Here is a 25390-nt window from a genome sequence, read left to right on the forward strand (position 1 = left end):
GATGACAGACATGAGTGACCACGACCGCACCTCCTACGACACCGACGTCGTGATCGTCGGCCTCGGCCCCGCCGGTGGCACAGCGGCGCTTGCCCTGGCCAGCTACGGCATCCGCGTTCACGCCGTCTCGATGTTCCCCTGGGTGGCGAACTCGCCGCGCGCGCACATCACCAACCAGCGCGCCGTCGAAGTGCTGCGTGACCTGGGCGTCGAAGACGAGGCGCGCAACTACGCCACCCCGTGGGACCAGATGGGCGACACGCTGTTCACCACGAGCCTGGCCGGCGAGGAGATCGTCCGGATGCAGACCTGGGGTACGGGCGATATCCGCTACGGGGACTACCTGTCCGGAAGCCCCTGCACGATGCTCGACATTCCGCAGCCCCTGATGGAGCCGGTGCTGATCAAGAACGCCGCCGAACGTGGTGCGGTCATCAGCTTCAACACCGAATACCTCGACCACGCCCAGGACGAGGGCGGGGTGACCGTCCGGTTCCGCGACGTCCGCTCGGGCACCGTGTTCACCCAGCGAGCCCGCTTCCTGCTCGGTTTCGACGGCGCACGATCGAAGATCGCCGAACAGATCGGGCTTCCGTTCGAAGGTGAACTCGCCCGCGCCGGTACCGCGTACATCCTGTTCAACGCGGACCTGAGCAAATATGTCGCTCATCGGCCGAGCATCTTGCACTGGATCGTCAACTCGAAGGCCGGTTTCGGTGAGATCGGCATGGGTCTGCTGCGCGCGATCCGACCGTGGGACCAGTGGATCGCCGGCTGGGGCTTCGACATGGCGAACGGCGAGCCGGATGTCTCCGACGACGTTGTCCTCGAACAGATCCGGACCCTCGTCGGCGACCCGCACCTGGACGTCGAGATCGTGTCGAGGTCCTTCTGGTACGTCAACCAGCAGTGGGCTGAGCACTACCAGTCCGGTCGAGTGTTCTGCGGCGGCGACGCGGTGCACCGGCATCCGCCGAGCAGCGGGCTGGGCTCGAACACGTCCATGCAGGACGCGTTCAACCTGGCATGGAAGATCGCGTTCGTCGTGAAGGGGTATGCAGGACCGGGTCTGCTCGAGTCCTACTCTCCTGAGCGTGTTCCGGTCGGCAAACAGATCGTCGCTCGCGCCAACCAGTCCCGCAAGGACTACGCCGGGCTGCGCGAATGGTTCGATCACGAGAGCGACGACCCGGTCGCCGCCGGCCTGGCAAAGTTGAAGGAACCCTCGTCCGAAGGTGTTGCTCTGCGTGAGCGGCTGTACGAGGCGCTGGAGGTGAAGAACGCCGAATTCAACGCCCAGGGCGTCGAACTCAACCAGCGCTACACCTCGTCCGCGGTCGTTCCCGACCCCGAGGCGGGCGAGGAAGTGTGGGTGCGCGATCGTGAGCTGTATCTGCAGGCCACCACCCGGCCGGGCGCGAAGCTGCCGCATGCGTGGCTGGTCGGCGCCGACGGAACCCGCATCTCCACCCTCGACGTCACCGGCAAGGGAATGATGACCCTGCTGACCGGACTCGGCGGCCAGGCATGGAAGCGTGCCGCCGCCAAACTCGACCTGCCGTTCCTGCGGACCGTCGTTGTCGGCGAACCCGGCACCATCGACCCTTACGGATACTGGCGGCGGGTCCGCGACATCGACGAGGCCGGCGCCCTGCTCGTGCGGCCCGACGGCTACGTCGCGTGGCGACACAGTGCTCCGGTCTGGGACGACACCGAAGCGCTCACCAGCCTCGAGAACGCTCTCACCGCGGTCCTCGACCACTCGGCCAGCGACAACGGGAACCCGAGCGGCACAAACGAGCCGCAGTACAGCACCCGGGCCGTGCCGATCGTCGTTCCGCACGTTACCGCCGAGGATGCAGCACCAGCTTCCGCCACCCGCACCACCACAGTCGAGGGAGAGAACCGATGACCCGTCCTTACACCAGCGTCTGGGACGACCTGAACCAGGTCGAGTTCAGCCAGGGATTCATCCAGGCCGGCCCCTACCGGACCCGATACCTACACGCCGGCGACTCGTCCAAGCCCACGCTGATCCTGCTGCACGGCATCACCGGCCACGCCGAGGCGTACGTGCGCAATCTGCGCTCGCATTCCGAGCACTTCAACGTCTGGGCAATCGACTTCATCGGCCACGGCTACTCGACCAAGCCCGACCACCCGCTCGAGATCAAGCACTACATCGACCACGTGCTGCAGTTCCTGGACGCCATCGGCGTCGAGAAGGCCTCGTTTTCCGGGGAGTCTCTCGGCGGCTGGGTCACCGCCCAGTTCGCGCACGACCATCCCGAGAAGGTCGACCGGATCGTGCTCAACACCATGGGCGGCACCATGGCCAACCCTCAGGTGATGGAACGTCTCTATACCCTGTCGATGGAAGCGGCGAAGGACCCGAGCTGGGAACGCGTCAAAGCACGCCTCGAATGGCTCATGGCCGACCCGACCATGGTCACCGACGACCTGATCCGCACCCGCCAGGCCATCTTCCAGCAGCCGGATTGGCTCAAGGCCTGCGAGATGAACATGGCACTGCAGGACCTCGAAACCCGCAAGCGGAACATGATCACCGACGCCACTCTCAACGGCATCACGGTGCCCGCGATGGTGCTGTGGACCACCAAGGACCCCTCCGGTCCGGTCGACGAAGCCAAGCGCATCGCCTCCCACATCCCGGGCGCCAAGCTGGCCATCATGGAGAACTGTGGCCACTGGCCCCAGTACGAGGACCCCGAGACCTTCAACAAGCTGCATCTGGACTTCCTCCTCGGTCGCAGCTGACACAGACCCCGGCCGGTGCCGCCAACCCCTGCAACCCGGGCGGCACCGGCCGGATCCCACTTACCCGACCTATTGCGCTCTCGTCCGGACCCCCGGAGAGAAAGCGCCGAAGCAGCAGCAAGGAGACCGCCGCGATGCCTGTAGCGCTGTGCGCGATGTCGCACTCCCCCCTGATGGGACGCAACGACCCCGAACAGGAAGTCATCGACGCCGTCGACGCCGCATTCGACCACGCGCGCCGGTTCGTCGCCGACTTCGCCCCCGATCTCATCGTCATCTTCGCCCCCGACCACTACAACGGCGTCTTCTACGACCTGCTGCCGCCGTTCTGTATCGGTGCCGCCGCGCAGTCCGTCGGCGACTACGGCACCGAAGCCGGCCCTCTCGACGTCGACCGTGACGCCGCCTACGCAGTCGCCCGCGAAGTCCTCGACAGCGGCATCGACGTCGCATTCTCCGAACGCATGCACGTCGACCACGGATTCGCCCAAGCACTCCAATTGCTGGTCGGATCGATCACCGCCGTGCCGACCGTGCCGATCTTCATCAATTCGGTCGCCGAACCGCTCGGCCCCGTCAGCCGGGTACGGCTGCTCGGCGAGGCGGTCGGGCGGGCCGCTGCCAAGCTGGACAAGCGTGTGCTGTTCGTCGGATCCGGCGGCCTGTCCCACGACCCGCCGGTCCCGCAGTTCGCCACCGCGCCAGAGGAAGTGCGCGAGCGGTTGATCGACGGCCGCAATCCCAGTGCCGCCGAACGTGATGCCCGCGAACAGCGCGTCATCACCGCCGGGCGGGACTTCGCCGCCGGCACCGCCGCCATCCAGCCACTGAACCCCGAATGGGACCGGCACCTGCTCGACGTCCTCGCCTCCGGCGACCTCGAGCAGATCGACGCGTGGACCAACGACTGGTTCGTCGAACAGGCCGGACACTCCTCCCACGAAGTGCGCACCTGGATCGCCGCGTACGCGGCAATGAGCGCCGCCGGGAAGTACCGCGTCACCTCGACCTTCTACCGCGAAATCCACGAGTGGATAGCAGGATTCGGAATTACTACCGCCGTCGCCGTCGACAAATAGACCCCGCCGCTCCCGCCCCGCAGTCCCAACGAAAGGTGGCCCCGGATGACCTCCGTCCGCCCGTGCTCGCCGTCGGTGAACGCGGGCTGGTCGGTGGGCAGGAAGACCTCATCGCCGACATCGCCCTCGACCTCGCAGCTCGTCAGTAGGAATGCACACGGGCCGACGAGTCGCGCTGGTCACCGGGGCCAGCCGCGGCATCGGGGCGGCCATCGCAGATGCGGTGGCCGCCTCCGGTGCCGCCGTAATCGTCCACTACGGATCCGATCGGACGGCCGCCGCTGCGGTGGTCGACGGCATCACGGCTGCCGGGGGCCTCGCGGCTGCGGTCCAGGCCGACCTGTCCCGACCCGAGGGGCCTGAAGAGCTGATGCGGGAGTTCGACTCCGCGCTCGACGGTCTCGGGCTCGACCGAGGGCTCGACATCCTCGTCAACAACGCCGGAATCAGTCGGCGCGGAGCGCTCGAGCGCGTCACTGTCGAGGATTTCGACCGTCTGGTCGCACTCAACCAGCGCGCCCCGTTCTTCGTGACTCGGCATGCCCTGCCCCGGATGCACGACGGCGGTCGCATCGTCAACATTTCCTCCGGATCCGCCCGCTACGCCAGACCCGACGTCATCAGCTACGCCATGACCAAGGGGGCGATCGAGGTGTTCACCCGCGCCCTCGCCGTAGACGTCGGCGAACGAGGCATCACCGCCAACGCCGTGGCGCCGGCCGCGCTCGATACCGACATGAACGTGCACTGGCTTCGCGGTGACGACCATGCCCGCACCACCGCCGCGTCCACCACTGCACTGCGAAAACTCGCCACCGCGGAGGACATCGCTGCGATCGTGGCCTTCCTCGTCAGCGCCGCCGCCGGTGCGATCACCGGGCAGGTCATCGACGCCACCAACGGCAACCGGCTCTAACCAGAACTTACCCGGTCCCGGGTCTACTCTCACCGCTTGGAGAGATCGGGCACGAGAGGCTTGCGGTGCATCGTATGCGGCCGCCTCGAATCCAAGCGGACGAAGAATCCAGACTTGCCGGTCACGCCCCGACAGGCATGGAGCCGGCCGGACCGATCATTCCCAGGAGCCGGAGCTGTGAAGCTGGGATGTCTGCCCGCGGTAGTACACCAACGGCCGGTTGTCGCTGAAGTCGACGTCGGTGACGCGGCCGATCATGCCGAGGTGGTCCCCGGCTTCGAAAACATGGTCCTGCTCGCACAGCACCGTGGTGACGGCGTTCTTGATGGTGGGGATTCCGTGGTGATATTCCCACTCACCGAGGTCGAACTTCGCTCCGTCGAGTCGAGCGAAGCCGTGGCAGATCTCGGCTTGATCCTCGGCGAGGACGTTGATGCAGAATGTGCGACAGCGCCGAAGCTGGGCGAACGTCGATGATCCGGAGAAGGCGAAGAACGCCACCAACGGTGGATCGAGCGATACCGAGGTCAGCGAGCCGATGGTCATGCCGACCGGTTCCCCGTCGCACAGGGCGGTGACGACGGCGACCGAGGTGGGCACGCGGCCCATGGCCCGCCGGATCGTCGTCGCATCGACCTCGTGCTCGTCGGCCGGTCGGGTATCGCGTGCGGGGGGTTGCAGCGTTGTGGTCATGGTCGGTTTCCTGGGAGGTCGGGGACCCGGTCGGGAGGACACCGGTGCCTGCTCGGGTCAGAGGAGGAATTTGTCGACGGCTTCGACTGTGTCGTCGAGTTTTTCCACCTGGGGGATGTGGCCGCAGTCGTCGACGATGGTTACGGTGCTGTCGGCGATGAGCTTGTGGAACTGATCGGCGTAGTCCACCGAGATGAGCCTGTCGTTGCGGCCCCACACGATCAGCGTGGGTGCGGTGATGCGGTGCAGGCGGTGCCGCAGGCCGCGGTCGGGGATGGGCCAGGCGAACTTGCCGGTGCAGCCGAACGCCCACACCATCGCCGCGGCCGCGGCCTGCTGCTGGGCGAGGTCGTCGGAGGGTGCGAGCATCGCCTGGGCGGCCGGGCTCGCCGGGTCGTGGAACAGCAGGGCCGGTAGCTGGTCGGGGGGTGTAGCGATCCAGTTGGCGACCGGGGCGGTCTCGGTCCACAGCCCGATAGGGTCGAGCAGGACCAGCTTGTCGGGCAGGGTGGGGAAGGTGGCGGCGAGTTCGGCGGCGAGCATGCCGCCGAAGGACTGCCCGATCACCACGGGATGGTCGAGCCCGAGGGTGCGGACCAGCTCCTCGTAGGCCAGCACCATGTCGCTGAGGGTGTCGATGGTGTGGATGGCGTACGGGTTGCCCTCGCTGGTGCCGGGGAATTCGGGGGCGTAGACGGTGTACCGGGACGCCAAATGGGACAGGAACGGATCCCACGCCAGACCGGCGGCCGGGTGCAAATACAGCAGCGGTGCGCCGGCGCCGGCGACCTTGACGGTGATGGCGAGCCGGCCGCCCCAGACGTCGACGGTCTGTTCGGTGATGGTGGGTGTGGTGCTCATCGGGCGTTCGCTCCTGCCTTCGTGGTGGCGGTGATGTCGTAGGCGATGGGGGTGCCGCCGAGTCGGCTCGGCCACCAGTGGTGTTCGTGGTCGGTGTCGGTCCACAGCGTGCGCAGCCGCGGCAGGACCTCCTCGGCGAACAGGTGGATGTTCTTCATCACCAGGTGCCGGGGCAGCGAGCCGAAGCCGAGCATGGCGTGCAGATTGCCGATGCCGTATTCGCGGCAGAAGGCGAGCAGCTGTTCGGCGACGGTGTCGGGGCTGCCGACCACCACGACACCGGCCTCGACCAGATCGCGGAAGGTGGCGGTGCGCATGCGGTGGTACAGGCCGAAGTCGCCGGGGTCCTTGATCAGGGCCTTGACGCCGTTGATGTCGATGGCGCCGGGCAGGCCGAGCTTCTCGATCGGGATCGAGCCCAGGCCCTTGCGGAAGGCGTACTCGGCGTGCGGACCGTACTCGGTCTCGGCGCGTTCGTCGGTCTCGGCGACGGCGATGGTCTGCAGGAACCCGATGCGGTAGGGATTGCGGGCGACGCCGGCCTCGTCGGCCTGTTCCCACATGCGGTCGAAGATGCGCTTGCCGGTCAGCTTGGCGCCGAACCAGCTCAGGTAGTTGAACCCGAAGCCGCGGTCGAAGCACATCCGCATGGTGCGTGGGTTGCCGATGCCGGTGATCCACACCGGCACGTTCTCCTGCAGCGGCCGCGGCCACATGTTCACCATCGGATATTGGGTGTAGCGGCCGTTCCAGGCGAACGGTTCCTGCTCGCGCCAGGCCCGCAGGACCAGTTCGAGGTTCTCGTCGAACCGGGGGCGGACCTCGATCGGCGGGATGCCGTTGTTGATGTTGGCGTCGTAGCTCAGACCCACGGTCAGTCCGGCGACCAGGCGGCCGCCGCTCATCACGTCGATCATCGCGTATTCCTCGGCGGCCCGGAGCGGCTCGCGGGCTTTGCCCAAAGAGCGGCCCATCGGGTAGACGGCGACGTCGAGTCCCTCGGTCTCGGTCATGTAGGCCAGCGCGCTCGAGATCAGATCGGGGTTGGGGACCATGTCGTAGCTGCTCTGGCCGTGTTCGGTGACCGCGACGCCGTCGTAGCCGCTGCGGGCCCCGAGCATGAGCTCGTCCATGAAGTCCCGGATCGAGGAGTACATCCCGTCCCGGGTGACGAGCGAGTACGGGATGCTGCACACCGACTCGTATTTGGTCTCGAAGTCGTCGGGCAGGTACCGGTACGGCGCCTGCAGGAACAGGTTGACCTTCACGTGTTCTCCTCCACAAGTGCGACGAGGTGAGAAACGCCCAGCCCGCGGTCCCACCGGAACGAGAGGCCCGTCACTGTCCGGGGTCGGTGTGATCCAGCTCTCGAAGATGAGGCTAGGAGGCAGAAACCTAGATGTCTAACACCTGTTTGTTCAGCTATTGAGATATCTTCCATCTGAATGTCAGACTGGGGTATGGAGCTGCGCCATATGAAGTACTTCGTCACCGTTGTCGACGAGGGCAGCTTCACCCGGGCGGCCGAGCGGCTGTCCATCGCCCAGTCCCCGGTCTCCCATCAGATCCGCAAGCTCGAACGCGAACTCGGCGTGCGACTGCTCGCGCGCACCACCCGCTCGATCGCCCTGACCGAGGCCGGCCGGGTGTTCTACGACCGCTGCGTCGCCCTGCTCGCCGCCAGCGAGGACGCCGTGGATTCGGCGCGCAAAGCCGACCGCGGAGAAATGGGAGCATTGTCGTTGGGGTTCACCGGCTCGGCCACCTACGACCTGATGCCCAACCTGGTCCGTGCCTACCGCGAACGCAACCCGCTGGTGGAGCTCACCCTGCGCAGCGAGATGCTCACCCCGGCCCAGGTTCAGGCCCTGCTCGATGGCACCCTGTCCGTCGGATTGCTCCGACCCCCGGTGAACGCGCCCGGCATCGTCGTCGAACTGCTGCGCAACGAACCCCTGCTGGTGGTCATGCCCGTACAGCACCCCATGGCCAGCGCCACCACGATCGACCTCCACGATCTCGCCGACGAGGCATTCATCGGCTACTGCTCCCCGTCGACCATGCACGACACCCTGATCACCGCGTGCAGGCAGGCGGGCTTCGTTCCCACCGTCCGGCAACAGGTGGCCGAGACCTCCACCCTGGTCGCCCTCGTCGCCGCCGGCCTCGGGGTCGCCCTCGCGCCCGAGTCGGTACGGCACCTGCGCATGAACGGTGTCACCTACCGACCGCTGAGATCTCCGAAAGTGTCCGTGCCCCTGGCCTTGGCCTACCGCGAGGACACCATCGGCCCACTCATCCGTCGCTACCTCGACACCGCCCGAACCGTCCTGCGCAGCAAGAAACTGCTCGACACCACGTCCGATCTCGACGAGTTGGGCCAGTACATCGACACGATCTGAAGCACATCTGTCTCGTGCTCCTGGCGTTCGAGGCGGCACAATATCGGTTATCGGCTGCATGTATGGCAATCTTTAGGCCAATAACGGGGCTATCAGCGGCCCGGGCACCTGCACCGCCGCCACCGGCGTATGGGACGCACCCGTCGGGGACCGAGGCATCCCGATGAGGAGAGGGTGCCGATGGCCGCGGCGCCGGCCCCGCGGCGGTCGGCGGCGTCTGTCTCGCACTTTCCGCCATGGTGATGCCCGCGCTGGCCCGGTGATCCGCCGAGGACGCGGCCGCGACCATGGTCGCGATCAACGACGGGCCGTGCAGCCGGCCGTGGTCAGCCGATCTTGTCGGCGGCGCCCAACAGGTCGGCTCACCCTTCTTCATGTCCGACACTCGGTTTCGATCCACTCACCGCGAAGCGGCAGGCTGGGGCCGTGGGTCTCGATGATGCGGCTGCGCGTGTCATCTCTCGAGGGCGATCGCGATGAAGACACAGCTCGGCCCCGCCTGGAACGCAGGCGGGGGCCGAGCCGAATGTCACGGTTGGTTCAGGGGACCTCAACGGCCTGCCGGGACGGCGGTGCTCTCGTCCTCGCTGGAGACCTTCTCTTCGCCGGGCAGCGGGATGCGGTCCATTTCGAGACCGGCTGTTTCCGGGATGAACCTGACGGCTACCAGGGTGACCAGAGCCAGCACCACGATGTAGGCCGAGAAGATCCACCCGACATCCATGGAGTTGAGCCAGGCGTAGAGATAGGGCGCCGTGCCGCCGGAGAGTGCGGCACCCACGGAGGTCCAGATGCCTACGCTCGTCGCGCGGGCTTCCGTGGGCGACTGCTCGGACATGACTGTGGAGTGGATCGACGACTGGATGCCCCATACGAGCAGGGCAACTCCCTGCGACACGAACAGGGTCCACGGCGCCGACGTCAGGACCCAGTTGATGGGGAACACCACCACAATGACCGCGACAGCCCACAACACCAGTTGCTTGCGGCGCCCGATCCGGTCCGAGAGCCGCCCCCAGAACGGCAGTGCGATGGAGGCAAGAATCTGTGCGCAGAACGTTGCGATGTAAGCCCCGTTGGGATCCATGCCCTTGCCGGAAATGGCGAACGACGAGGAGAAGTTCACCCACGTGTAGTAAAGGACGTTGGTCAGGAGGCTCAGCATCAGAATGCGGACGGCGATGATCACCAACTGCCGGCGCGTGATCACCCGGACCGACGCGGTGCCGGCGGCCGCCTTGGCTTCCTCGAAGAATCCGGATTCTTCGGCCTGACGGCGGAGGAACAGCGCGAAGATGGCCAGCACTGCTCCGATGGCAAAGCCGATGCGCCACCCGAACTCCGACATGTCGTCCTCGGAGATGATCGACGTCAGAAGGATGCTCATCGCGGTTGCCGCCATGACGCCGAGCAGCATGGTCATCATGATGCTGCTACCCCACAGGCCCCGCTTGTTCGCCGGGGCGATCTCGGCCAGGTATGTGTAGGCGTTTCCGCTTTCGCCGCCGTGGGCGATGCCCTGGATGAGCCGAGCCGTCAGAAGGAGAACCGAGGCCCAGATGCCGATGGAGTCGTAGGTCGGGATCACCGCGATCAGGAGACTGCCTGCGCCCATCATGAGCATGCAGATGACCAGGGATGTGTTGCGTCCCAGCCTGTCTCCCAGTCGGCCGAAGATCAGCCCGCCGAGGGGGCGGGCGAGGAAGCCGCCGGCGAACACCGCCAGCGTGGAGAGCAGCGCCGACTGGGGATCGTTCTTGTCGAAGAAGTTGGCGGCCAAGTATGTGGTCAGGAGCGCATACATGGTCCAGTCGAACTATTCGAGGAAGTTTCCCGAGACGACGGCGATCATGGACTTCCGCCGATTCCTCGGAAAGTGCCCTGTGCCGTTGGGTATTCCGGCGCCGTCGCCGGCAGTGGCTGTCGTTGACATGGAGAACCTATCGAAGGGAGAAGTTGAGGGAGGGGAACGGCTCCTATGAGGCACGGCCCCGGGGTGAGAGGTGTGACCCACCGCGCAGAGCTTCTCATATCCTCAGTAGTGCAATCCAATTCTGATTGATCTGAATTCACTATGAGTTCGATAGCGGGGATTGACCAATCCGAAGGTACGTCGACGGGAACGACAAGAACCCCAGCGGAACCGGGACTTCGGTGAGTCCGGTCGGGGCTGATCCGGCCCTTTCGGGGCAACGTCGGGTTACCGGATGAGGAGTACCGGCTCGGGCTCGGGTGTGGGCAGGAGCTCCCGGGCAATGGCCACGACAGCGTGCAGGGCAGGATCCGTGTTCTTCTTGTGCCATGCCAGCACAGCGGCCATTTTCGGTACCGGTGTGGAAAACGCCCGATAGCAAAGTCCGGGCATTTGGATGTGCTGTACGGAGGAGACAGTCACTGTGATCCCGACACCGGCGGCGACGAGACTGAGAATCGTGTAGGAATCGGGCGCCTCCTGGACGATGCGCGGGGAGAAGCCCGCCTGCAGGGCGATCAGCGCCGTGGCGTCCCTGACCGTGGAGCCTTGCGTGCCAGGGAAAGTCACGAACGGCTCACCGGCCAGGTCGGCGACTTCCAGCTCCGGTTTCGCCGCCAGTGGGTGGTCTTCGGGCAGCGCAGCCACCAGCGTCTCGAAGTCGATGATGTGCCAGTCGATCGACGGGTCGCGCACAGGCAGACGAGCCAAGCCCATGTCGAGGCTTCCGGAGAGGGTCTGATTCACCACCGCTCCGCCGTACGTCTGCCCCTGGAGAGCAAGGTCGATGCCCGGTTCGCTGCCCTTGACGGCCCTGGTGATCAGAGGCAGGACGCGGCGGCTGCTGACGCTGGCAAAACCCAAGGAAGCTCTGCCGGTAATTCCCGAGCTGCCGAACATCGCCGCGCGTTTTGCCAGGTCCAAGTCGTTCAGAACTTTCTGCGCCGGGCCCTGCAACGCCTGGCCCGCCTTCGTGAGTGAGACGGACCGTGTGTTGCGCTCGAACAGCTGGACGCCGAGCTCCCTTCTCCAACTGCTGGATCTGCTGGCTGACGGGAGGCTGCGCCATATGAAGCCGCGCGGCCGCCCGGCCGAAGTGAAGTTCCTCCGCTACCGCAAGGAACGTGCGCAGGTGACGGATCTCCACTACTGCCCCCATTGATCTATCTCGACTATCAGACCGGGCCGCTATTGATATTTGGCGAGCATCAATTTCAGCAGAGCCTCCCGGTGGGAACTCGACGCTCCGGCCGAGAAGGCGTACGACGAAGGCGAATATTCGTCAGAACCCAACGGATCGCATTCTTTCGGCAGTAGCCACGCAAGCGTCGGACAGGGCCGCGCCCCTGGTCGGCGGCACTGGAAGGATGTCGCCATGAGCGATATACACACCGTCGCGTTCGGCGACGTGGAGATCGAGGTGCTCGTCGACGGATCCGGCCCGGCCGTGGTGTTGCTGCCGTCCCTCGGCCGCGACTCCTACGAGTTCGACCCGATCGCAACCGACCTCGCCGCCGAGGGCTTCCGTGCGATCCGGCCCCAGCCGCGTGGCGTGGGCACGAGCCGCGGTCCGCTCGAGGACCTCGACCTGCACGACCTCGCCCGCGACGTCGCCGAGGTGATCGAGCGGCTCGACGCGGGCCCGGCCGTCCTCGCCGGGCACGCCTTCGGCCATTACGTCGCGCGGGTCCTCGCTGCGGATCGGCCCGACCTGGTGCGGGGGGTGGCGATTCTCGCCGCGGGCGCCCGCCGGTTCCCGGAGTCGCTCACCGAACGCGTCGCCAAGTGCTCCGACCTGTCGCTGCCTGGTGCCGAGCGGCTCGAGCACCTGCGGGCGGTGTTCTTCGCCGAGGGGCACGACCCGGCGGTGTGGCTCGACGGCTGGTGGCCCGCCGCGATCGTCGCGCAGCGCCGGGCGATGGCCGTCACGGACAAGGAATCATGGTGGACGGTCGCGCCGTCGCCGCTGTTGGACCTGCAGGCAGGCGACGACGTGTTCCGTCCGGCGCCGACCCGCGGCGAACTCACCGGGCAGTTCGGCGCCGACCGGGTCACGGTCGTGCTGATCCCCGGGGCCGGGCATGCCCTGATCCCCGAGGTTCCGCACGAGGTCGCCCGGGCCCTGATCGACTGGATCCGCGTCCTGCCCTGAGAATCGGTACCGAAAGCCGTTGCCCGCGTGCGCTGGTGCGCACGCGGGCAACGATTCCCCACGCGGGGAACGACGGTTCGATCAGCCGAAGGCGAGTGTCACGTCGTCCGAGGTGGACGCTGCGCGCAGCGGGTCGATGGCCACGGCCCCACCGTCGACCGGGCGGAACGGTGCCACCACCGCCGGATCGATCCGCAGCACCGTGAAGCCGGCGACGGCGCCGGCGCCGAAGCCCGGAGCGAAGATCCGCACGGGTTCGGTGATCACCCCGTCCCGGACCGCGTCGTGGATGGCGAGCGGGATGCTCGCCGACGAGGCGTTGCCCACCTTCTCGATGTTGAAGTACAGGCGGTCCGACGAAAGGCCGGCGTCCGCCGCGAGCTCGGTGATCATCGTCTTGTTCGCCTGGTGCGGGACGATCAGGTCGATGTTGTCGAGCAGCGTTCCCATGCCGCCCTCCGGGGCGGGCAGGGCCTTCACGTCGTCGAGCATCTGGACCAGATAGCGGCCGGCGAGCGCCTTGACCTCGGGTCCGTAGACGGTGATGTAGTTGTCGAAGTCCGGGTTGGGCCAGATGATCGAGTTGACCTGGCTGTTCGGGCCGCTGGCGTAGGTCTGCATGTACTCGATGTCCGGTGCGGAGCCTTCGGGCGCCACGCCGACCACGAGCGCAGCCGCGCCGTCGCCGAAGATCATCCGGGAGGGGCGCACATTGCCGATCTTGTCGGAGAACTTCTCCACGCACACCACCAGCACCGGCCGTTGCACCTGCTGCAGGATCCGGGTGGCCTCCGCCAGCCCGTACGGCAGGCCGGCGCACGCGGCGACCAGGTCGAACGAGGCGTGGGTCTGGGCGATGCCCAGCTCGCCGGAGATCCACGTGGCCAGCGACGGGATCAGCCGGGCGCTGGTGCAGGTGCACACGATCACGGCCCCGATGTCCTCGGGTCCCACCTGCGCGTGCTCGATCGCCGACTTCGCCGCCGACAGCGCGAGGTCCTCGAAGCTGCCCGAGGTGTAGCGGCGCTGTTCGATGCCGGTCTTGGCGGTGATCTCGTCCGCGGTCATCGGCGACCAGTTGTAGGCCGAGTTGCGGATCAGATCCTCGTTGGTGCACACCTGATCACCGTGCGCGACGGCGAGGGCCTCGATGCGCGGCTGCACCGCGAAGTCGCGGCGTACGTCGATCGTCGGGTACGGCCGCGAGGGCTGCACCGGCTCGACCTTCGCGGGGACGGCGGCGCGGGCGGTCCGACCCGAGGTGACCCGGGAGATGAACCGCTGCACGTGCCGGTCGCGCGGGTAGTAGAGCACGACGTAGTCGTCGTCGCGCAGCTGCCCCACCTCGGTGAGCTCGACCTGGGTTCGCTCCCACGGCTGCTGGTTGTGCAGCACCATCGACCAGCGCCGCAGCGCCTCGAGCTCGGCGACGTCCTCGTGGCAGTCGAGGATCTCGTCGTAGCCGAACCGGGGGAAGTCCGGGTTGTACGCACCGAGGCGCATCGTCCGGTTCGACGGATCGGAGATCAGCTCTGCGACGGTGGGCTTGACCGTCGGCAACCCGGAGGCGATGTGCTTGCGGGCGCCGAAGACGTCGAAGAGGGTCTCGAAGATCCGGTCCTCGGCGGGGTCGTCCCAGCCCGCGGGCAGGGCGCGGTAGGCGTCCGCGACCTGGGCGGTCTTCGTCTCACTGTCCGGCCACGGCGTCAGGACGGGCATGTAGACGTCGTCGCGGTTGCGCGGCACGTCCGACCACCGGGTGGGGCGCTTGTCGAACATCGTGATCGCGAAGCGGTTGGCCCAGAAAAGGTTCAGCGCCATGTCGCGCATGAGATCGACCTTGGTGCGGTAGACGCCCTGCGCGTGGCGCGAGAGGATCTCCGAGACCGTGGGGGCCTTGGTCTCGAAATCGCGACGGATGACGGCATCGAGCTGCTCGACGCTCGTCATCGTCGAGAAATCGAGATCGGGAAAGAAGTTGGACGGGAAGACGATCCGCCCGTGTCGGTTGAGCTCGAAAGGCTGCATGTGCCGAAGTACCGTTCAGTGAGAAGTGCGGAGGTGTGTCTGGGTGCAGCGGGTCACATGTCGAGTCCGCCGTTGACGCCCCACACCTGACCGGTGATGTAGGACGAGGCGTCGGCGGCCAGGAAGTGGACGACGCGGGCGATCTCTTCGGGATCGGCCAGGCGGTTCACCGGGATCGTGCTCTTGATGCGATCGAGGACCTTGTCCGGGATGGTCTCGACCATCTCGGTGGCGACGAAGCCGGGGGTGATGGTGTTGACGGTGACGCCGATGCTGTCCGGGGTGAGCTTGCCGGAGCGGGCCAGCGTGAACGCCGCCTCCTTCGCGAGCGTCTTGGTCAGGCCGAACATGCCGGCCTTCGAGGCCGCGTAGTTCGCCTGGCCGATGTTGCCGGTCTCGCCGATGACGGACGAGACGTTGACGATGCGACCGGTGCCGCGCTCGAGCATGTGCTTCAGGGCGGCCTGGGCCAGGAAGAAGGCGCCGGAGAGGTTGACGGAGATGACGTTGTTCCAGTCGTCGTCCTCCATCTTCAGCACGGTGCGGTCGATGGTGATGCCGGCGTTGTTGACGAGGATGTCCAGGCGCCCGTGCCGCTCGATGACCTCGTTGATGGTGCGACGGCAGTCGTCCGCGTTCGCGACGTCGCCCTTGTGCACGCTGTACTCGACGCCGTTCTGGCCGTTCGCCTGGATGTCCGCGAGGAACTGGTCGGCCTGGGCGGTGTTGCGCCCGTACCCGGCGGCCACCGTCGCGCCCTGGGCGGCGAGGCTGCGGCTGATGGCCGCGCCGATGCCGCGCGTTCCACCGGTCACGAATGCGACGCGGCCGCGCAGCTTGGTGCCGGCGACGGTGGTACGGGACGACGGTTCGATGGTGCTGGTCATGTCGGTTCTCCTCGAATGCGGCGAACTCGACGGATGCCGTCGAGTACAGATGTGTCGGGCCGGCGATGCCGGTGCCCCGAGCGGCGGTGCCCGGAGTCCGATCGGCGTGGGTGCTACCGCGAGCAGCTGATGTGAGCGTCCCTGCACGCTTCGCGATATTCGCCCCTGCCAACCGAATTCACGTAGTGCTCCCGCTCGTTCTCCCCTGTCGAGTTCAATGATGCAGCATCGCGCGTCATGTGTCATGTCTTTCGCCGAAAATGATTGGCAGAGCAATGACTTACGCTAATGATACTGAATAGTCTTGAATAACAACGGATTACGGTCATTGTTGGGGTGATGTTCACCTACAGGCCGACTGCATGTCCGTTCCGGGACCTTGGTCACAACACGCAACGCGCAGCGGGCCGATCGGAATGGCGCGCGGTACTACTGCACGGTCAGGAGTGCGGCATACATGCAGCTGGTCTGTTCGCGTATTCGTGATCTGCCTGCGAAATATATTCCAGTACAACATAATTCACTGCTCGATCCGTGACTGTTCCGATCGCATGGGGGGTGCCGGCTCGAAAGCACTGCGTGCCAACAGCGTGCATGTAGCGACCTGCGCGGGGGGTGTGGGGGGCGAAAATCGGTACCCGGCTCCACGCCGCCGCAAACCTGTGAGCTTGCTCACGATCGCATATTTCCCGGGATTGGGACACTCCGGATCGGGGGTTGTGTGCGCGGATCGGTCGTCTCGCCCAGCGACTGCAGGGCGACGTACGGCCGTCCCGGCGGGAGAAAGTACCCGGGACGCCGGCCGAGACGGTGACGGACCCGTGAGGGCACAAGAAAGGGCCCCGCACCGGCGAACCGGTGCGGGGCCCTTCGGGGATCGTGCGGTTACTGCGCGAGCACCTTCGCCATGCCTCGCTCGACGGCGGCGACGATCTCCGGCCGCAGGTCCGCGGCAGGGATGATCGAGTGCACGGAGCCGACCTGCTGGGCGCGCTGGATGTTGTGGATGGCCTCGAACTCCGCAGCCACCTCACCGAGCTTCTCCGACCGCACCGCGGTGCGCTGCGTTGCCAGCTCGACCCGCAGGCGGGCCTTCTCGCCGTCCTCGGCCGCGGCGAGCTGCGCCTCGAGTTCGGTGATCCGCGGATCCGCCGCGGTGCGCGCATTGACGTCGCGGGTGAACACCACCGCCGCGGCGGGTGCGCCGCCGAGCACGGAGGCGAACGAGCCCTCGACCGCGAGCACCTCCATGTTCTCGTTCAACGCGCCGGAGAACACCACGAAGGCGCCACCGTGGTAGCGGGAGACCACGACGAAGACGATCGGGCCGTCGAAATTGACGATCGCCCGGCCGATCTCGGCGCCGTTCTCGAGCTGCAGGTTACGCAGCGACTCGGGGGAGCCGTCGAACCCGGACAGGTTCGCCAGCACCACCACGGGGCGGTTGCCGCTCGCCGCGTTGATCGCCCGCGCGGTCTTCTTCGACGACTTCGGGAACAGCGTGCCCGAGGTCCACTGGTCCGGCCCGTCGGTGGGGAACCAGCCCTTGCGGGCGATGGCGCGGGACTCGATGCCGATCACCGTGACCGCGTTGCCGCCGAGATGGGCGTCGAACACCACCGACGTGTCGGCGTCGGCCATGTCTGCCCACCGCTCGAGCACCGGGTGGTCCTGGTCGACCACCGCGCGCATGACCGTGCGGATGTCGAACGGCTTCTTGCGGTCCGGGTTGGTCTCCGCGGAGAAGATGTCGCCCACCGTGGTGAAGTCGCTCGACGGGTGCACGTGCGGGTACACCCGGACGTCGCGCTCGATCGGGTCGACGGTCTCGGCCTTGCGGGGGAACCGCTCGCCCGGGGCGAGGTAGGCGTGCTCGTAGTGCCCGAAGAGCACCTCGACCGCGGCCGACAGGTTCGGCGCCCAGTACTGCGCCTGACCGTTGGGGCCCATGACGCGGTCGTAGCCGCCGATACCGAAGTTGTCCTCGGCCGACACGCCACCGGAGTAGTCCAGGGACTGCTTGCCGGTCAGCACCATCGCACTGTCCGGGGTCATCACCAGGATGCCCTTGGTGTGCATGAGCATCGTCGCCTCGGCGTTCCAGTACGGCTGGGCGCCGACGTTGATGCCGGTGACCACGACGTTGATCTCGCCGCCGGCCTGCGTGAAGGTGATGATGCGGCGCAGGGCCCGCGAGACCCAGTCCATGTTCTCGGTGCCGGACTCCATCGAGATGGTGGCGCCGGAGGACAGCGCGAACCACTCGACCGGGACGCCGAGCTGCTCGGCCAGGTCGATCGCGGCGACGACGCGGGCGCACTCGGCCTCCGCGACGGTGCCGAGCGCCTTCGTCGGATCGCCGAACAGCGCGACGCGGGTCATGCCCTCCGGGTACCGCGGCGTCGGGGTGGTGACCAGCCCGACCACCAGACCGGCCTTGTTCCGGCCGTACGGACGCTGCACCGGCACCACGGCACCGGTGACACCCCCCGTCGCTGCGCTCGCCCCGGAGTCGTCGAGGTCGTACTCGACGAAGCTGCCCTTGCTGCCGGTGAGCAGCGGGATCAGCTCGTACGGGTACACGGTGCCGCGGGCGCGGGAGCGCTGGACCTTCTGGGTGTACTCGTCGAGCGGCTGCAGCGGCTCCTTCGGCGGATCGGTCACCCGCACGACCACGCCGGCGCCGGAGCGGTACGAGAATCGCAGCGCCACCTCGCGGGGCTCGGCCTCCGCGGTCTCACGCCACCAGCCGATGACGGTGATCTCCTCGAGGCCGGCGCCGACGGTGAGCGGGGCCGCCCCACGGCTGACCCGCTTCAGGTCGTCGATGCTCAGATCCACCTCGGGCCACACGAACAGCACCACGCGGTTCGCATCGAGGCGGCGCTTGCCGCGGGCGGCCTGCGACCGGCGGATCGCGTCGAGGCAGCTCGACAGGGCCCGCTCGAACGCGGGCAGGCCCACGATCGTGCCGGTCTCGTCGCGCTGCGGGGTCAGGTCCCGCACCTCGGCGAGGGCGATGAGCCGCTCGTCGGACGGATTCTCGTTCGCCGCAATGTGATACAGGTACGAGTCCGGGTTCGCCGGCAGGCGGGTGCCGACGAAGTTCTTCAGCCGCCACAGATCCAGGCGCTGACCGGTGAGCGGGTGCATGTCGCGGATGTTGGTTTCCTCCGCGTACCCGGTCTCGAACGGGCGGAAGGTGAAGACGTGCTCCTCGGCGCGGTCGGTGTGGCACACCGTCACCGTGACCCGGCGGGCGGCGGCGGCGACCTCACGGCCGGCCAGCACCGCGCGCAGCGCCTCGGCCTGCGCGTCGGCGTCGGCGGGGGCGTCGTCCCACGCGAGGTACAGGTCGACCACCAGGTTGTCGGTGCCGGGCAGGGTGCGCGCCGACTCCTCGACGGTGTCCAGGGCCGCCTCGAGCTCGGCGTGCCGGGCCTCGGTGGAGATCAGGTACAGGCGGGTGCCGCGCAGATCGAAGTTGCCGGTGACGAACTGCCGGCCGCCGCGCACCTCGGACTGCACCTGCTCGAGCGTGCGGATCTTGTAGGCGCGGCGGGTGATGACCTCGAGCAGCGGGCCCGGAACGGTTTCCGGTCGGGCGATCTGCTGGGCGAGCAGGTCGATCAGCGGCTCGGGGGTGGCCACCAGGGCCTCGACGCGCTGCGCGTAGTCCGCGGCGCCGGGGTGGTCGGCGAGGTGGGCGAGGCTGCCGCGCACCCCGTCGTACACCTGCTCGCGGACCTTGCGGATCACCGGCTCCTCGAAGAGGCGGTAGCGCAGGTTGCGGGCCGCGTCGCCGATCACCGGGTAGCGCACCTGGGTGGCGACGATGAGCCGGTCGAGGACCTCGTTCAGCTCCTGCGAGATGCCGGCCGGTCCCTCGGTCTCCTCGAGCCACCGCTCGAGCAGTGCCGAGACCACCGGAACCTGCGTCTCGATGCGCTGCTGCGCGAGGAACAGCCGGTAGACGGCCTCCTCGAGCTCGGGGGTGCGATCCAGCTCGGTGACGTCGTAGTGCCGCAGCGCCTGCGACAGTCGCGCACGGAAGCTCTCGGGCAGGCCGCCGACCTCGACGTCGAGGGACTGCAGGTAGCCGTGGAAGTGCTCGCGGGGGCTGTGCACGCGCTCGTCGCTGGACTCCTCGGCCTGCGTCGGGCGGTTGCGCGAGAGCTCGCACACGTCGGCGAACGTGGTGAGCAGCGCCAGCTCGGCGCGCACCAGGTCGCAGTTCCCGGCGGCCTCGCCGCGCAGGCGGTCGTACTCGGCGAGCAGCGTCGCGGTCCGCTTGCCGGAGACGTCGTAACCGGTGACGAGCGCCTCGAGGGCGTCGAGCCGGGCCAGCGCGTCGGCCGCGGCGTCGCCGGTCACGACGGCGGCGGGTGCGGGGAACTGCACGCGCTCGACCGTCTCGGTGACGGTCTCCTCGGCGATCCGATCGACACGCAGCAGCGGTGCACCGGCGTCGACCTGCGAGTTGACCACGGCGAGGACCTCGCGGACGCGGCCGGCGAAGGGCGCGCGCACCGCGGTCTCCATCTTCATGGACTCGAGCACCACGAGCGTCTGGCCGGCCTCGACGTCGTCGCCGGGGGCGACGGGCACCGCGACGACGACGGCGGGCGCGGGGGTGCGCACGACGCCGGCCTCGTCCTGGCTGATCTGGTGGCTGATGCCGTCGACCTCGACGAGGAAGCCGGTGGCGCCGGCGATCGAGACGATGTGGTGGCGGCGGCCGGCGAGGACGAGCCGGGACTCGAACTGCCCGAGCCGGTCGACGTCCACCTCGAGTTCGCCGCTGCCGGCGTCGACGCGGTAGCGGTGCGGCCCGACCTGTCCGACGAGCAGCTCGTAGGCCTGGCCCTGGTAGCTCAGCTCGACCTTGCGGCCCACCGAGTGCCCGGCGCGGGGGCGGCCGCCGCGGGCGGAGGTGAGGAACGCGGCGCGCTCGTGGCTCTCCTCGGCGTCGTAGACGTCGACGGCCGTGGCGATCAGCGCGATGTCGGCTACCCGGGACGGACCGGTGGCGGTGCCGGCTCCGGTGCGGTCGAGCCAGCCGGTGTCGGCCGACGCGGAGATGACCTCCTCGCGGTCGAGCAGGTCGAGCAGGAACGACTTGGTGGTGGTGCCGCCGTCGAGGACGACGGTGGTCTCGCGCAGCGCGGTGCGCAGGCGGGCCAGGGCCTCGTCGCGGTCGCGGCCCCACGCGATGATCTTGGCAACCATCGAGTCGTAGTCCGGCGGGATGACGTCGCCCTGGGCGATGCCGGTGTCGACGCGCAGGCCGGACCCGAGCGGGAACTTGAGCAGCTGCACGGAGCCGGGGGCGGGGGCGAAACCGTTGTCGGCGTCCTCGGCGTTGAGCCGGGCCTCGACGGCGTGACCGAACTCGGGCGGGCAGTCGCCGGGCAGCTTCTCCCCGGAGGCCACCAGGATCTGCAGCTTGACCAGGTCGATGCCGGTGGTGGCCTCGGTGATGGGGTGCTCGACCTGCAGGCGGGTGTTGACCTCGAGGAAGGTGAAGATCTTCAGGTCCGGCTGGTACAGGTACTCGACGGTGCCGGCGCCGCAGTACCCGGCGGCGCGCACGAGGTCCGCGGAGACCGCGCGCAGGTGGTCGGCCTGCTCCTTGGTCAGCAGCGGCGAGGCCGACTCCTCGATGACCTTCTGGTTCTTGCGCTGGATGGAGCAGTCGCGCACGCCCGGCGCCCAGACGTTGCCGTGACCGTCGGCGATGACCTGGACCTCGACGTGGCGGGCGTCGGTGACGAGACGCTCGATGAACACCACGGGATCGCCGAACGAGCGCTCGGCCTCGCCCTGGGTGCGCTCGAGGGCGAGCTCGAGCTCGTCCTCGGAGTACACCTTGCGGATGCCGCGGCCGCCGCCGCCGGAACGGGCCTTGATGATCAGCGGGTAGCCGATGGCCTGGGCGTGCCGGCGCGCGTCGGCGCGGGTCTCGACCGGTCCGCCCGACCACGGGGCGACGGGCACGCCGACCTTCTCGGCGAGCAGCTTGGCCTCGACCTTGTCGCCGAGCAGGCGCATGGCCTCGGCCGACGGGCCGATGAAGGTGATGTTCAGGCGGGCGCAGACCTCGGCGAAGGCGGGATCCTCGGCCACGAAGCCCCAGCCGACCCACACGGCGTCGGCCTTCGCTTCGAGGAGGGCGCGCTCGAGTTCGGCGTGATCGAGGTAGGGGGTGGCGGCCGTGGTGGACGGCCGCAGGGTGACGCCCTCGTCGGCCTGGCGGACGAACATGGCCCGCCGCTCGGCCTCGGTGTGCAGGGCGATCGTCTTGATGTCGTAGCCGTGCTCGGAGTTGAGCTCCCGGACTGCTCTGATGAGGCGTACTGCCGCCTCACCTCGGTTGACCACCGCGATCCGTTTGAACATACTCGTTGCCACCGTTCTCCAGGTTTGTGCGCGCTCGTGCGACGCTCGTCGAAGCTTCTCGCCAGTGAGTGAAAAAAGTTAACCGATGTCGAGGCCCGCGTCACGGGTTGATAACGCGAGCAAGAACATGTATCGGTCGGCTCCTCGTGTCGGCGTATGCGTGCGGACGTGTGCACCGACTGGCCCGGCGGATGCCTGGGTGTCGGCGGACAGGCGGTCGGCCTCGTCCCGCGGACCGTCGTCGTCGACGGCCGAGTGCCCCCCGGTGGGGACGATCCTTCCGCTAACAGCATGAAGGAAACATGAGGGTTTGTCACGTTTTGTGGTCGGCAGGGCGGGGTTTGCCGCTCCCTCTCCGCCTCGCGCGCGGGAACCGCTGGCGGACAGTCGATTACGATCGAAATGGGGGACGATTCCGGGGCCCGGCCTCGGCGGGCCCGGGAATACCGCCGGGTAACACCGGGCAGTAACATTCGGGCCGTTGGTCTTTCGCGCGGCACGATGTCGGGTCCGCGAGCGCCGTCGGCTACGTGAATTGTCCAGCATCGGACCGGCATCGACGCCGCGAACGGGTCGAAGCGGACACGGGCCGCCGGCTGCGGGACCCGTCGCGCCGCCGCGACGAGGGTCGCTGCGGTCCGGCCGGTGCTGTGACGATTGTCACGGTAGTCGGAGCGCTCGTGTGTGCGGGCCGAATGTCACATCGATTCGATTGCATCGACCGGATGTGACATTCGGCCGCCGGCAACCCCCGCGCAGCCCGGGCGCTCGATGTCTCCGGAAGTTCACGAATCGGCAGTGTGAATCGCCTATCGTGGCCCCAGGCTTCGACAGGGGAGGACGCATGCCCGAGATCGTGCACGCACCGGCCAGGCATCTGGCCGCCGTGGAGTTCAGCACCGACGTGGCGCACATCGGTGAGCACCTCGGCGAGGCGTACGGCGCCGTCGAGCAGTACCTGGCCGGCGCGGGCACGTCGCCGGCCGGCCCGGCCGTCGCGTACTACCGCAACTTCACCAGGGAGGGCTTCGACGGCGCCGCCGGCTTCGAGGTCGCCACCCGGATCGACGGCGACGGCCACGTGGTCCCGATCGACCTGCCCGCCGGCCAGGTCGCGACCGAGACCCACCTCGGTCCCTACGACACGCTCGAGCACACCTACGAGGCCCTCGCCGCCTGGGCCGCCCGCGAGGGGCACGACCTCGACCTGAGCACCGCGTGGGAGGAGTACTGGAGCCCGCCGGGCACCCCCGCCGAGGAAGTGCGAACCGTGATCTTCGTTCCCGTGAACTCCTGAGGCGTATCGCGGAAGCACCCCCACGGCGGCGGGAGGCGGGAGACAATCCGCGAATGTCCCTCGTCGTCGGATTCGCGCCGTGGATTGTGTACTGGATCCTCGTCGGCAACACCGGGTTCGTCACCGCCGTGGCCGCCGCCCTCGCGCTCGCCGCCGCCGGCCCCCTCGTACAGCGGGTGCGCGGAAAGCCTTGGCGCTCCCTCGACGTCGGCACCGTCGTCGTCTTCGCGCTGCTGCTGATCGCCGCGCTCACGCTCGACGACGCCGTCCTCGAACGCTGGCTGCAGCCGGTCGGCAATCTCGGACTGCTGCTCGTCGTCCTCGGCGGCATCCTCGCCGGACGACCGTTCGTGCGCGAATACGCCGTCGAGACAGTCGATCCCGCGACCGCGGCATCCGGCGGCTTCCGGTACATCACCACCGCGATGACGTGGATGTGGGCCGCCGCGTTCGCCGTGATGACCGTGTCCTCGCTGATCCCGCCGATCGTCGACGGTTCCGCCACCGTCCGCGACGAGACCGACGCGCTCTCCGTCGTCGGCTACTGGGTCGTCCCCTTCGTCGTCCTGGGTGCCGCCGGACTGGTTTCGGCCCTGTTTCCCAAGTGGTTCGACACGAAGTCCGCGCTCGCCGCCACCGCCAACCCGAGCCCCGAACCCGCGTCCCCGACGGCACCACCCCCGGACCTCGACTCGCCCCGGGTGCACCTCGTCGTACCGCGCCAGTCGCGGCACGACGAGCCGTTCCGCCTCACCCTCGCCGGGTCGCGGCCCGACGCGACGATCACCGTCACCGCCGAGGGCGCCGACATGTCCGGCGCCCGCTGGCGGTCGCACCGCAGCTACGACGGCAGCGTCGACGTCGTCGACGAACCGTTGTGGGACATGCGGTTCGACGAGCCCGACCGCGTACCCGACCTGTTCGTCCCCCCGCCCGGCCGGTGGCCGGTCACGCTCACCGTCACCGACGGCCCGCACACCACGCGACGCACGGTGATCCGCACCGACGCCGCGCCCGGCGTGACCGTCGAAGACCTCGACGTCGCCGGACGGCCGGGTCTGCTCGCCCGCCCGGACGGCCCGGCTCCGCTGCGCGGATGGCCGGCGGTGCTGTGCGTCGGCGGATCCGAGGGCGGCGTCGATTCCCAGCGCGCCACCATCGCTGCCCTCGCCTCCCACGGCCACGTCGCCCTCGCCTACTCGTGGCTCGACGAGAACACCGAGGTCGCGTCCGTACCGCTCGAGCGCTTCACCGGCGCGCTGCGCCACCTCGCCGCCCTGCCCGAGATCGACACCGACAACGTTGCCGCCGTGGGCATTTCCCGGGGCGCCGAAGGCCTTCTCGCCGCCGTCGCGGCCGACGGCACGTCGCTGCGGGCGCTGGTGCTCGTCAGCCCCAGCTCCGTCTCGTGGCAGGGACTCGGGCCGGACGGGGAGATCCCGGACACTCCGTCGTGGACCCTGGGCGGCGCGCCACAGCCCTGGGCACCGCTGCCCAGCTCCGCGCTGATGCCGCAGATGATCCGCAACGCCTGGCGCGCCGGCCGCGACGTCGCCCGGCACCGGCCGTCGCTGCTGCGGCTGTCCGACGCCTACCGCGCGGGACTGCGCGACGCGCCCGACCCCGCCCACCTGCGGTCCGAGAAGATCGACGCCCCGATCCTGTGCATCACCGGCACCGACGACCAGCTGTGGCCGTCCACGGACATGGCGGGCGCCCTGCTCGCCCGGCGCGGCGACGGTCGCGACCGGCACCTGTCCGTCGACGGCGCCGGCCACCTGATCCGCCTCGGTATGTTCCCCGGCGACGCCCAGTGGAGCGGTGGCATCGCCTTCGGCGGCACCCCGGCCGGGCAGGGCAGGGCCCAGCGCGCCGCGGTCGACGCCGTCACCGAGTTCCTCGCCTGACCGGCGCTCCCGTCGCGGT

The 25390-nt window shown here is 68.3% G+C and carries 16 protein-coding genes and 2 pseudogenes; 9 read left to right on the forward strand and 9 right to left on the reverse strand.

Features of this window, described 5'->3' with window-relative positions; genetic code table 11:
• The first annotated feature begins 1 nt into the window (after window position 1).
• The 5 genes and pseudogenes from HFP48_RS09705 to HFP48_RS09725 all read left to right on the forward strand — a co-directional run bounded on the left by HFP48_RS09705 (window position 2) and on the right by HFP48_RS09725 (window position 4773).
• Window positions 2-1912, forward strand: coding sequence for an FAD-dependent monooxygenase (locus HFP48_RS09705; protein WP_168579408.1), 1911 nt, complete (start codon window positions 2-4; stop codon window positions 1910-1912).
• On the forward strand, window positions 1909-2778 hold the full coding sequence (locus tag HFP48_RS09710) for an alpha/beta hydrolase (RefSeq protein ID WP_006938972.1): 870 nt from the start codon (window positions 1909-1911) through the stop codon (window positions 2776-2778). The genes HFP48_RS09705 and HFP48_RS09710 overlap by 4 nt, the downstream gene beginning before the upstream one ends.
• A gap of 134 nt (window positions 2779-2912) precedes the next feature.
• A complete protein-coding gene (locus tag HFP48_RS09715) occupies window positions 2913-3857 on the forward strand; it encodes a 3-carboxyethylcatechol 2,3-dioxygenase (protein WP_168579409.1) in 945 nt (314 codons plus the stop codon).
• 62 nt (window positions 3858-3919) lie between these two features.
• Window positions 3920-4006: pseudogene (locus tag HFP48_RS09720) on the forward strand (hypothetical protein); the annotation flags it as partial.
• Between the two features lie 2 nt (window positions 4007-4008).
• Complete coding sequence (locus HFP48_RS09725; RefSeq protein ID WP_168579410.1) at window positions 4009-4773, forward strand: SDR family oxidoreductase; 765 nt, start codon at window positions 4009-4011, stop codon at window positions 4771-4773.
• Window positions 4774-4929: 156 nt separating this feature from the next.
• Here HFP48_RS09725 and HFP48_RS09730 read toward each other — a convergent pair whose 3' ends face one another.
• Genes HFP48_RS09730 through HFP48_RS09740 form a run of 3 tightly spaced genes read right to left on the reverse strand, consistent with a single transcriptional unit; the run spans window position 4930 to window position 7595 of the window.
• On the reverse strand, window positions 4930-5466 hold the full coding sequence (locus tag HFP48_RS09730; protein ID WP_006938981.1) for a flavin reductase family protein: 537 nt from the start codon (window positions 5464-5466) through the stop codon (window positions 4930-4932).
• A 57-nt stretch (window positions 5467-5523) separates the two neighbouring features.
• Window positions 5524-6327 (reverse strand): alpha/beta hydrolase, encoded by an 804-nt coding sequence (locus tag HFP48_RS09735; RefSeq protein ID WP_043797917.1) that lies wholly within the window; start codon window positions 6325-6327, stop codon window positions 5524-5526.
• Window positions 6324-7595, reverse strand: a complete 1272-nt coding sequence (locus tag HFP48_RS09740; protein ID WP_043797920.1) for an LLM class flavin-dependent oxidoreductase — start codon at window positions 7593-7595, stop codon at window positions 6324-6326. Before HFP48_RS09740 ends, HFP48_RS09735 begins: the two co-directional genes overlap by 4 nt.
• Window positions 7596-7772: 177 nt before the next feature.
• Between HFP48_RS09740 and HFP48_RS09745 the strand changes: the two genes are divergently transcribed.
• Window positions 7773-8729, forward strand: a complete 957-nt coding sequence (locus tag HFP48_RS09745; protein WP_168579411.1) for a LysR family transcriptional regulator — start codon at window positions 7773-7775, stop codon at window positions 8727-8729.
• Window positions 8730-9279: 550 nt separating this feature from the next.
• On the opposite strand, the gene HFP48_RS09750 is transcribed toward HFP48_RS09745, so the two are convergent.
• From HFP48_RS09750 to HFP48_RS31550, 3 genes and pseudogenes are all read right to left on the reverse strand, one after another.
• Window positions 9280-10533 (reverse strand): MFS transporter, encoded by a 1254-nt coding sequence (locus tag HFP48_RS09750; protein WP_210432817.1) that lies wholly within the window; start codon window positions 10531-10533, stop codon window positions 9280-9282.
• A gap of 396 nt (window positions 10534-10929) precedes the next feature.
• On the reverse strand, window positions 10930-11601 hold the full coding sequence (locus HFP48_RS09755) for a LysR family substrate-binding domain-containing protein (RefSeq protein ID WP_246872562.1): 672 nt from the start codon (window positions 11599-11601) through the stop codon (window positions 10930-10932).
• Between the two features lie 127 nt (window positions 11602-11728).
• Window positions 11729-11860 (reverse strand): annotated as a pseudogene (locus tag HFP48_RS31550) (LysR family transcriptional regulator); the annotation flags it as partial.
• A 216-nt stretch (window positions 11861-12076) separates the two neighbouring features.
• Between HFP48_RS31550 and HFP48_RS09760 the strand changes: the two are divergent.
• The gene (locus HFP48_RS09760; RefSeq protein WP_168579412.1) at window positions 12077-12853 is read left to right on the forward strand and encodes an alpha/beta fold hydrolase; all 777 of its coding nucleotides are present in this window, start codon (window positions 12077-12079) and stop codon (window positions 12851-12853) included.
• Window positions 12854-12934: 81 nt separating this feature from the next.
• Here the strand turns inward: HFP48_RS09760 and HFP48_RS09765 are convergent, their stop codons facing one another.
• From HFP48_RS09765 to HFP48_RS09775, 3 genes are all read right to left on the reverse strand, one after another.
• Window positions 12935-14881: a 3-oxoacyl-[acyl-carrier-protein] synthase III C-terminal domain-containing protein gene (locus HFP48_RS09765; protein WP_006946876.1), complete on the reverse strand. Its 1947-nt coding sequence runs from the start codon at window positions 14879-14881 to the stop codon at window positions 12935-12937.
• A 53-nt stretch (window positions 14882-14934) separates the two neighbouring features.
• Window positions 14935-15768, reverse strand: coding sequence for a 3-oxoacyl-ACP reductase family protein (locus HFP48_RS09770; RefSeq protein WP_006946880.1), 834 nt, complete (start codon window positions 15766-15768; stop codon window positions 14935-14937).
• An 885-nt stretch (window positions 15769-16653) separates the two neighbouring features.
• Window positions 16654-22167 (reverse strand): carboxyl transferase domain-containing protein, encoded by a 5514-nt coding sequence (locus tag HFP48_RS09775; RefSeq protein WP_029542619.1) that lies wholly within the window; start codon window positions 22165-22167, stop codon window positions 16654-16656.
• 844 nt (window positions 22168-23011) lie between these two features.
• Between HFP48_RS09775 and HFP48_RS09780 the strand changes: the two genes are divergently transcribed.
• Both HFP48_RS09780 and HFP48_RS09785 read left to right on the forward strand, forming a co-directional pair.
• Window positions 23012-23464: a GyrI-like domain-containing protein gene (locus HFP48_RS09780; RefSeq protein WP_006946883.1), complete on the forward strand. Its 453-nt coding sequence runs from the start codon at window positions 23012-23014 to the stop codon at window positions 23462-23464.
• Between the two features lie 53 nt (window positions 23465-23517).
• The gene (locus HFP48_RS09785) at window positions 23518-25371 is read left to right on the forward strand and encodes an acyl-CoA thioester hydrolase/BAAT C-terminal domain-containing protein (RefSeq protein ID WP_168579413.1); all 1854 of its coding nucleotides are present in this window, start codon (window positions 23518-23520) and stop codon (window positions 25369-25371) included.
• The last annotated feature ends 19 nt before the right edge of the window (window positions 25372-25390 follow it).

The organism is Rhodococcus sp. DMU1, from assembly GCF_012272955.1.
Lineage (GTDB): Bacteria > Actinomycetota > Actinomycetes > Mycobacteriales > Mycobacteriaceae > Rhodococcus > Rhodococcus aetherivorans.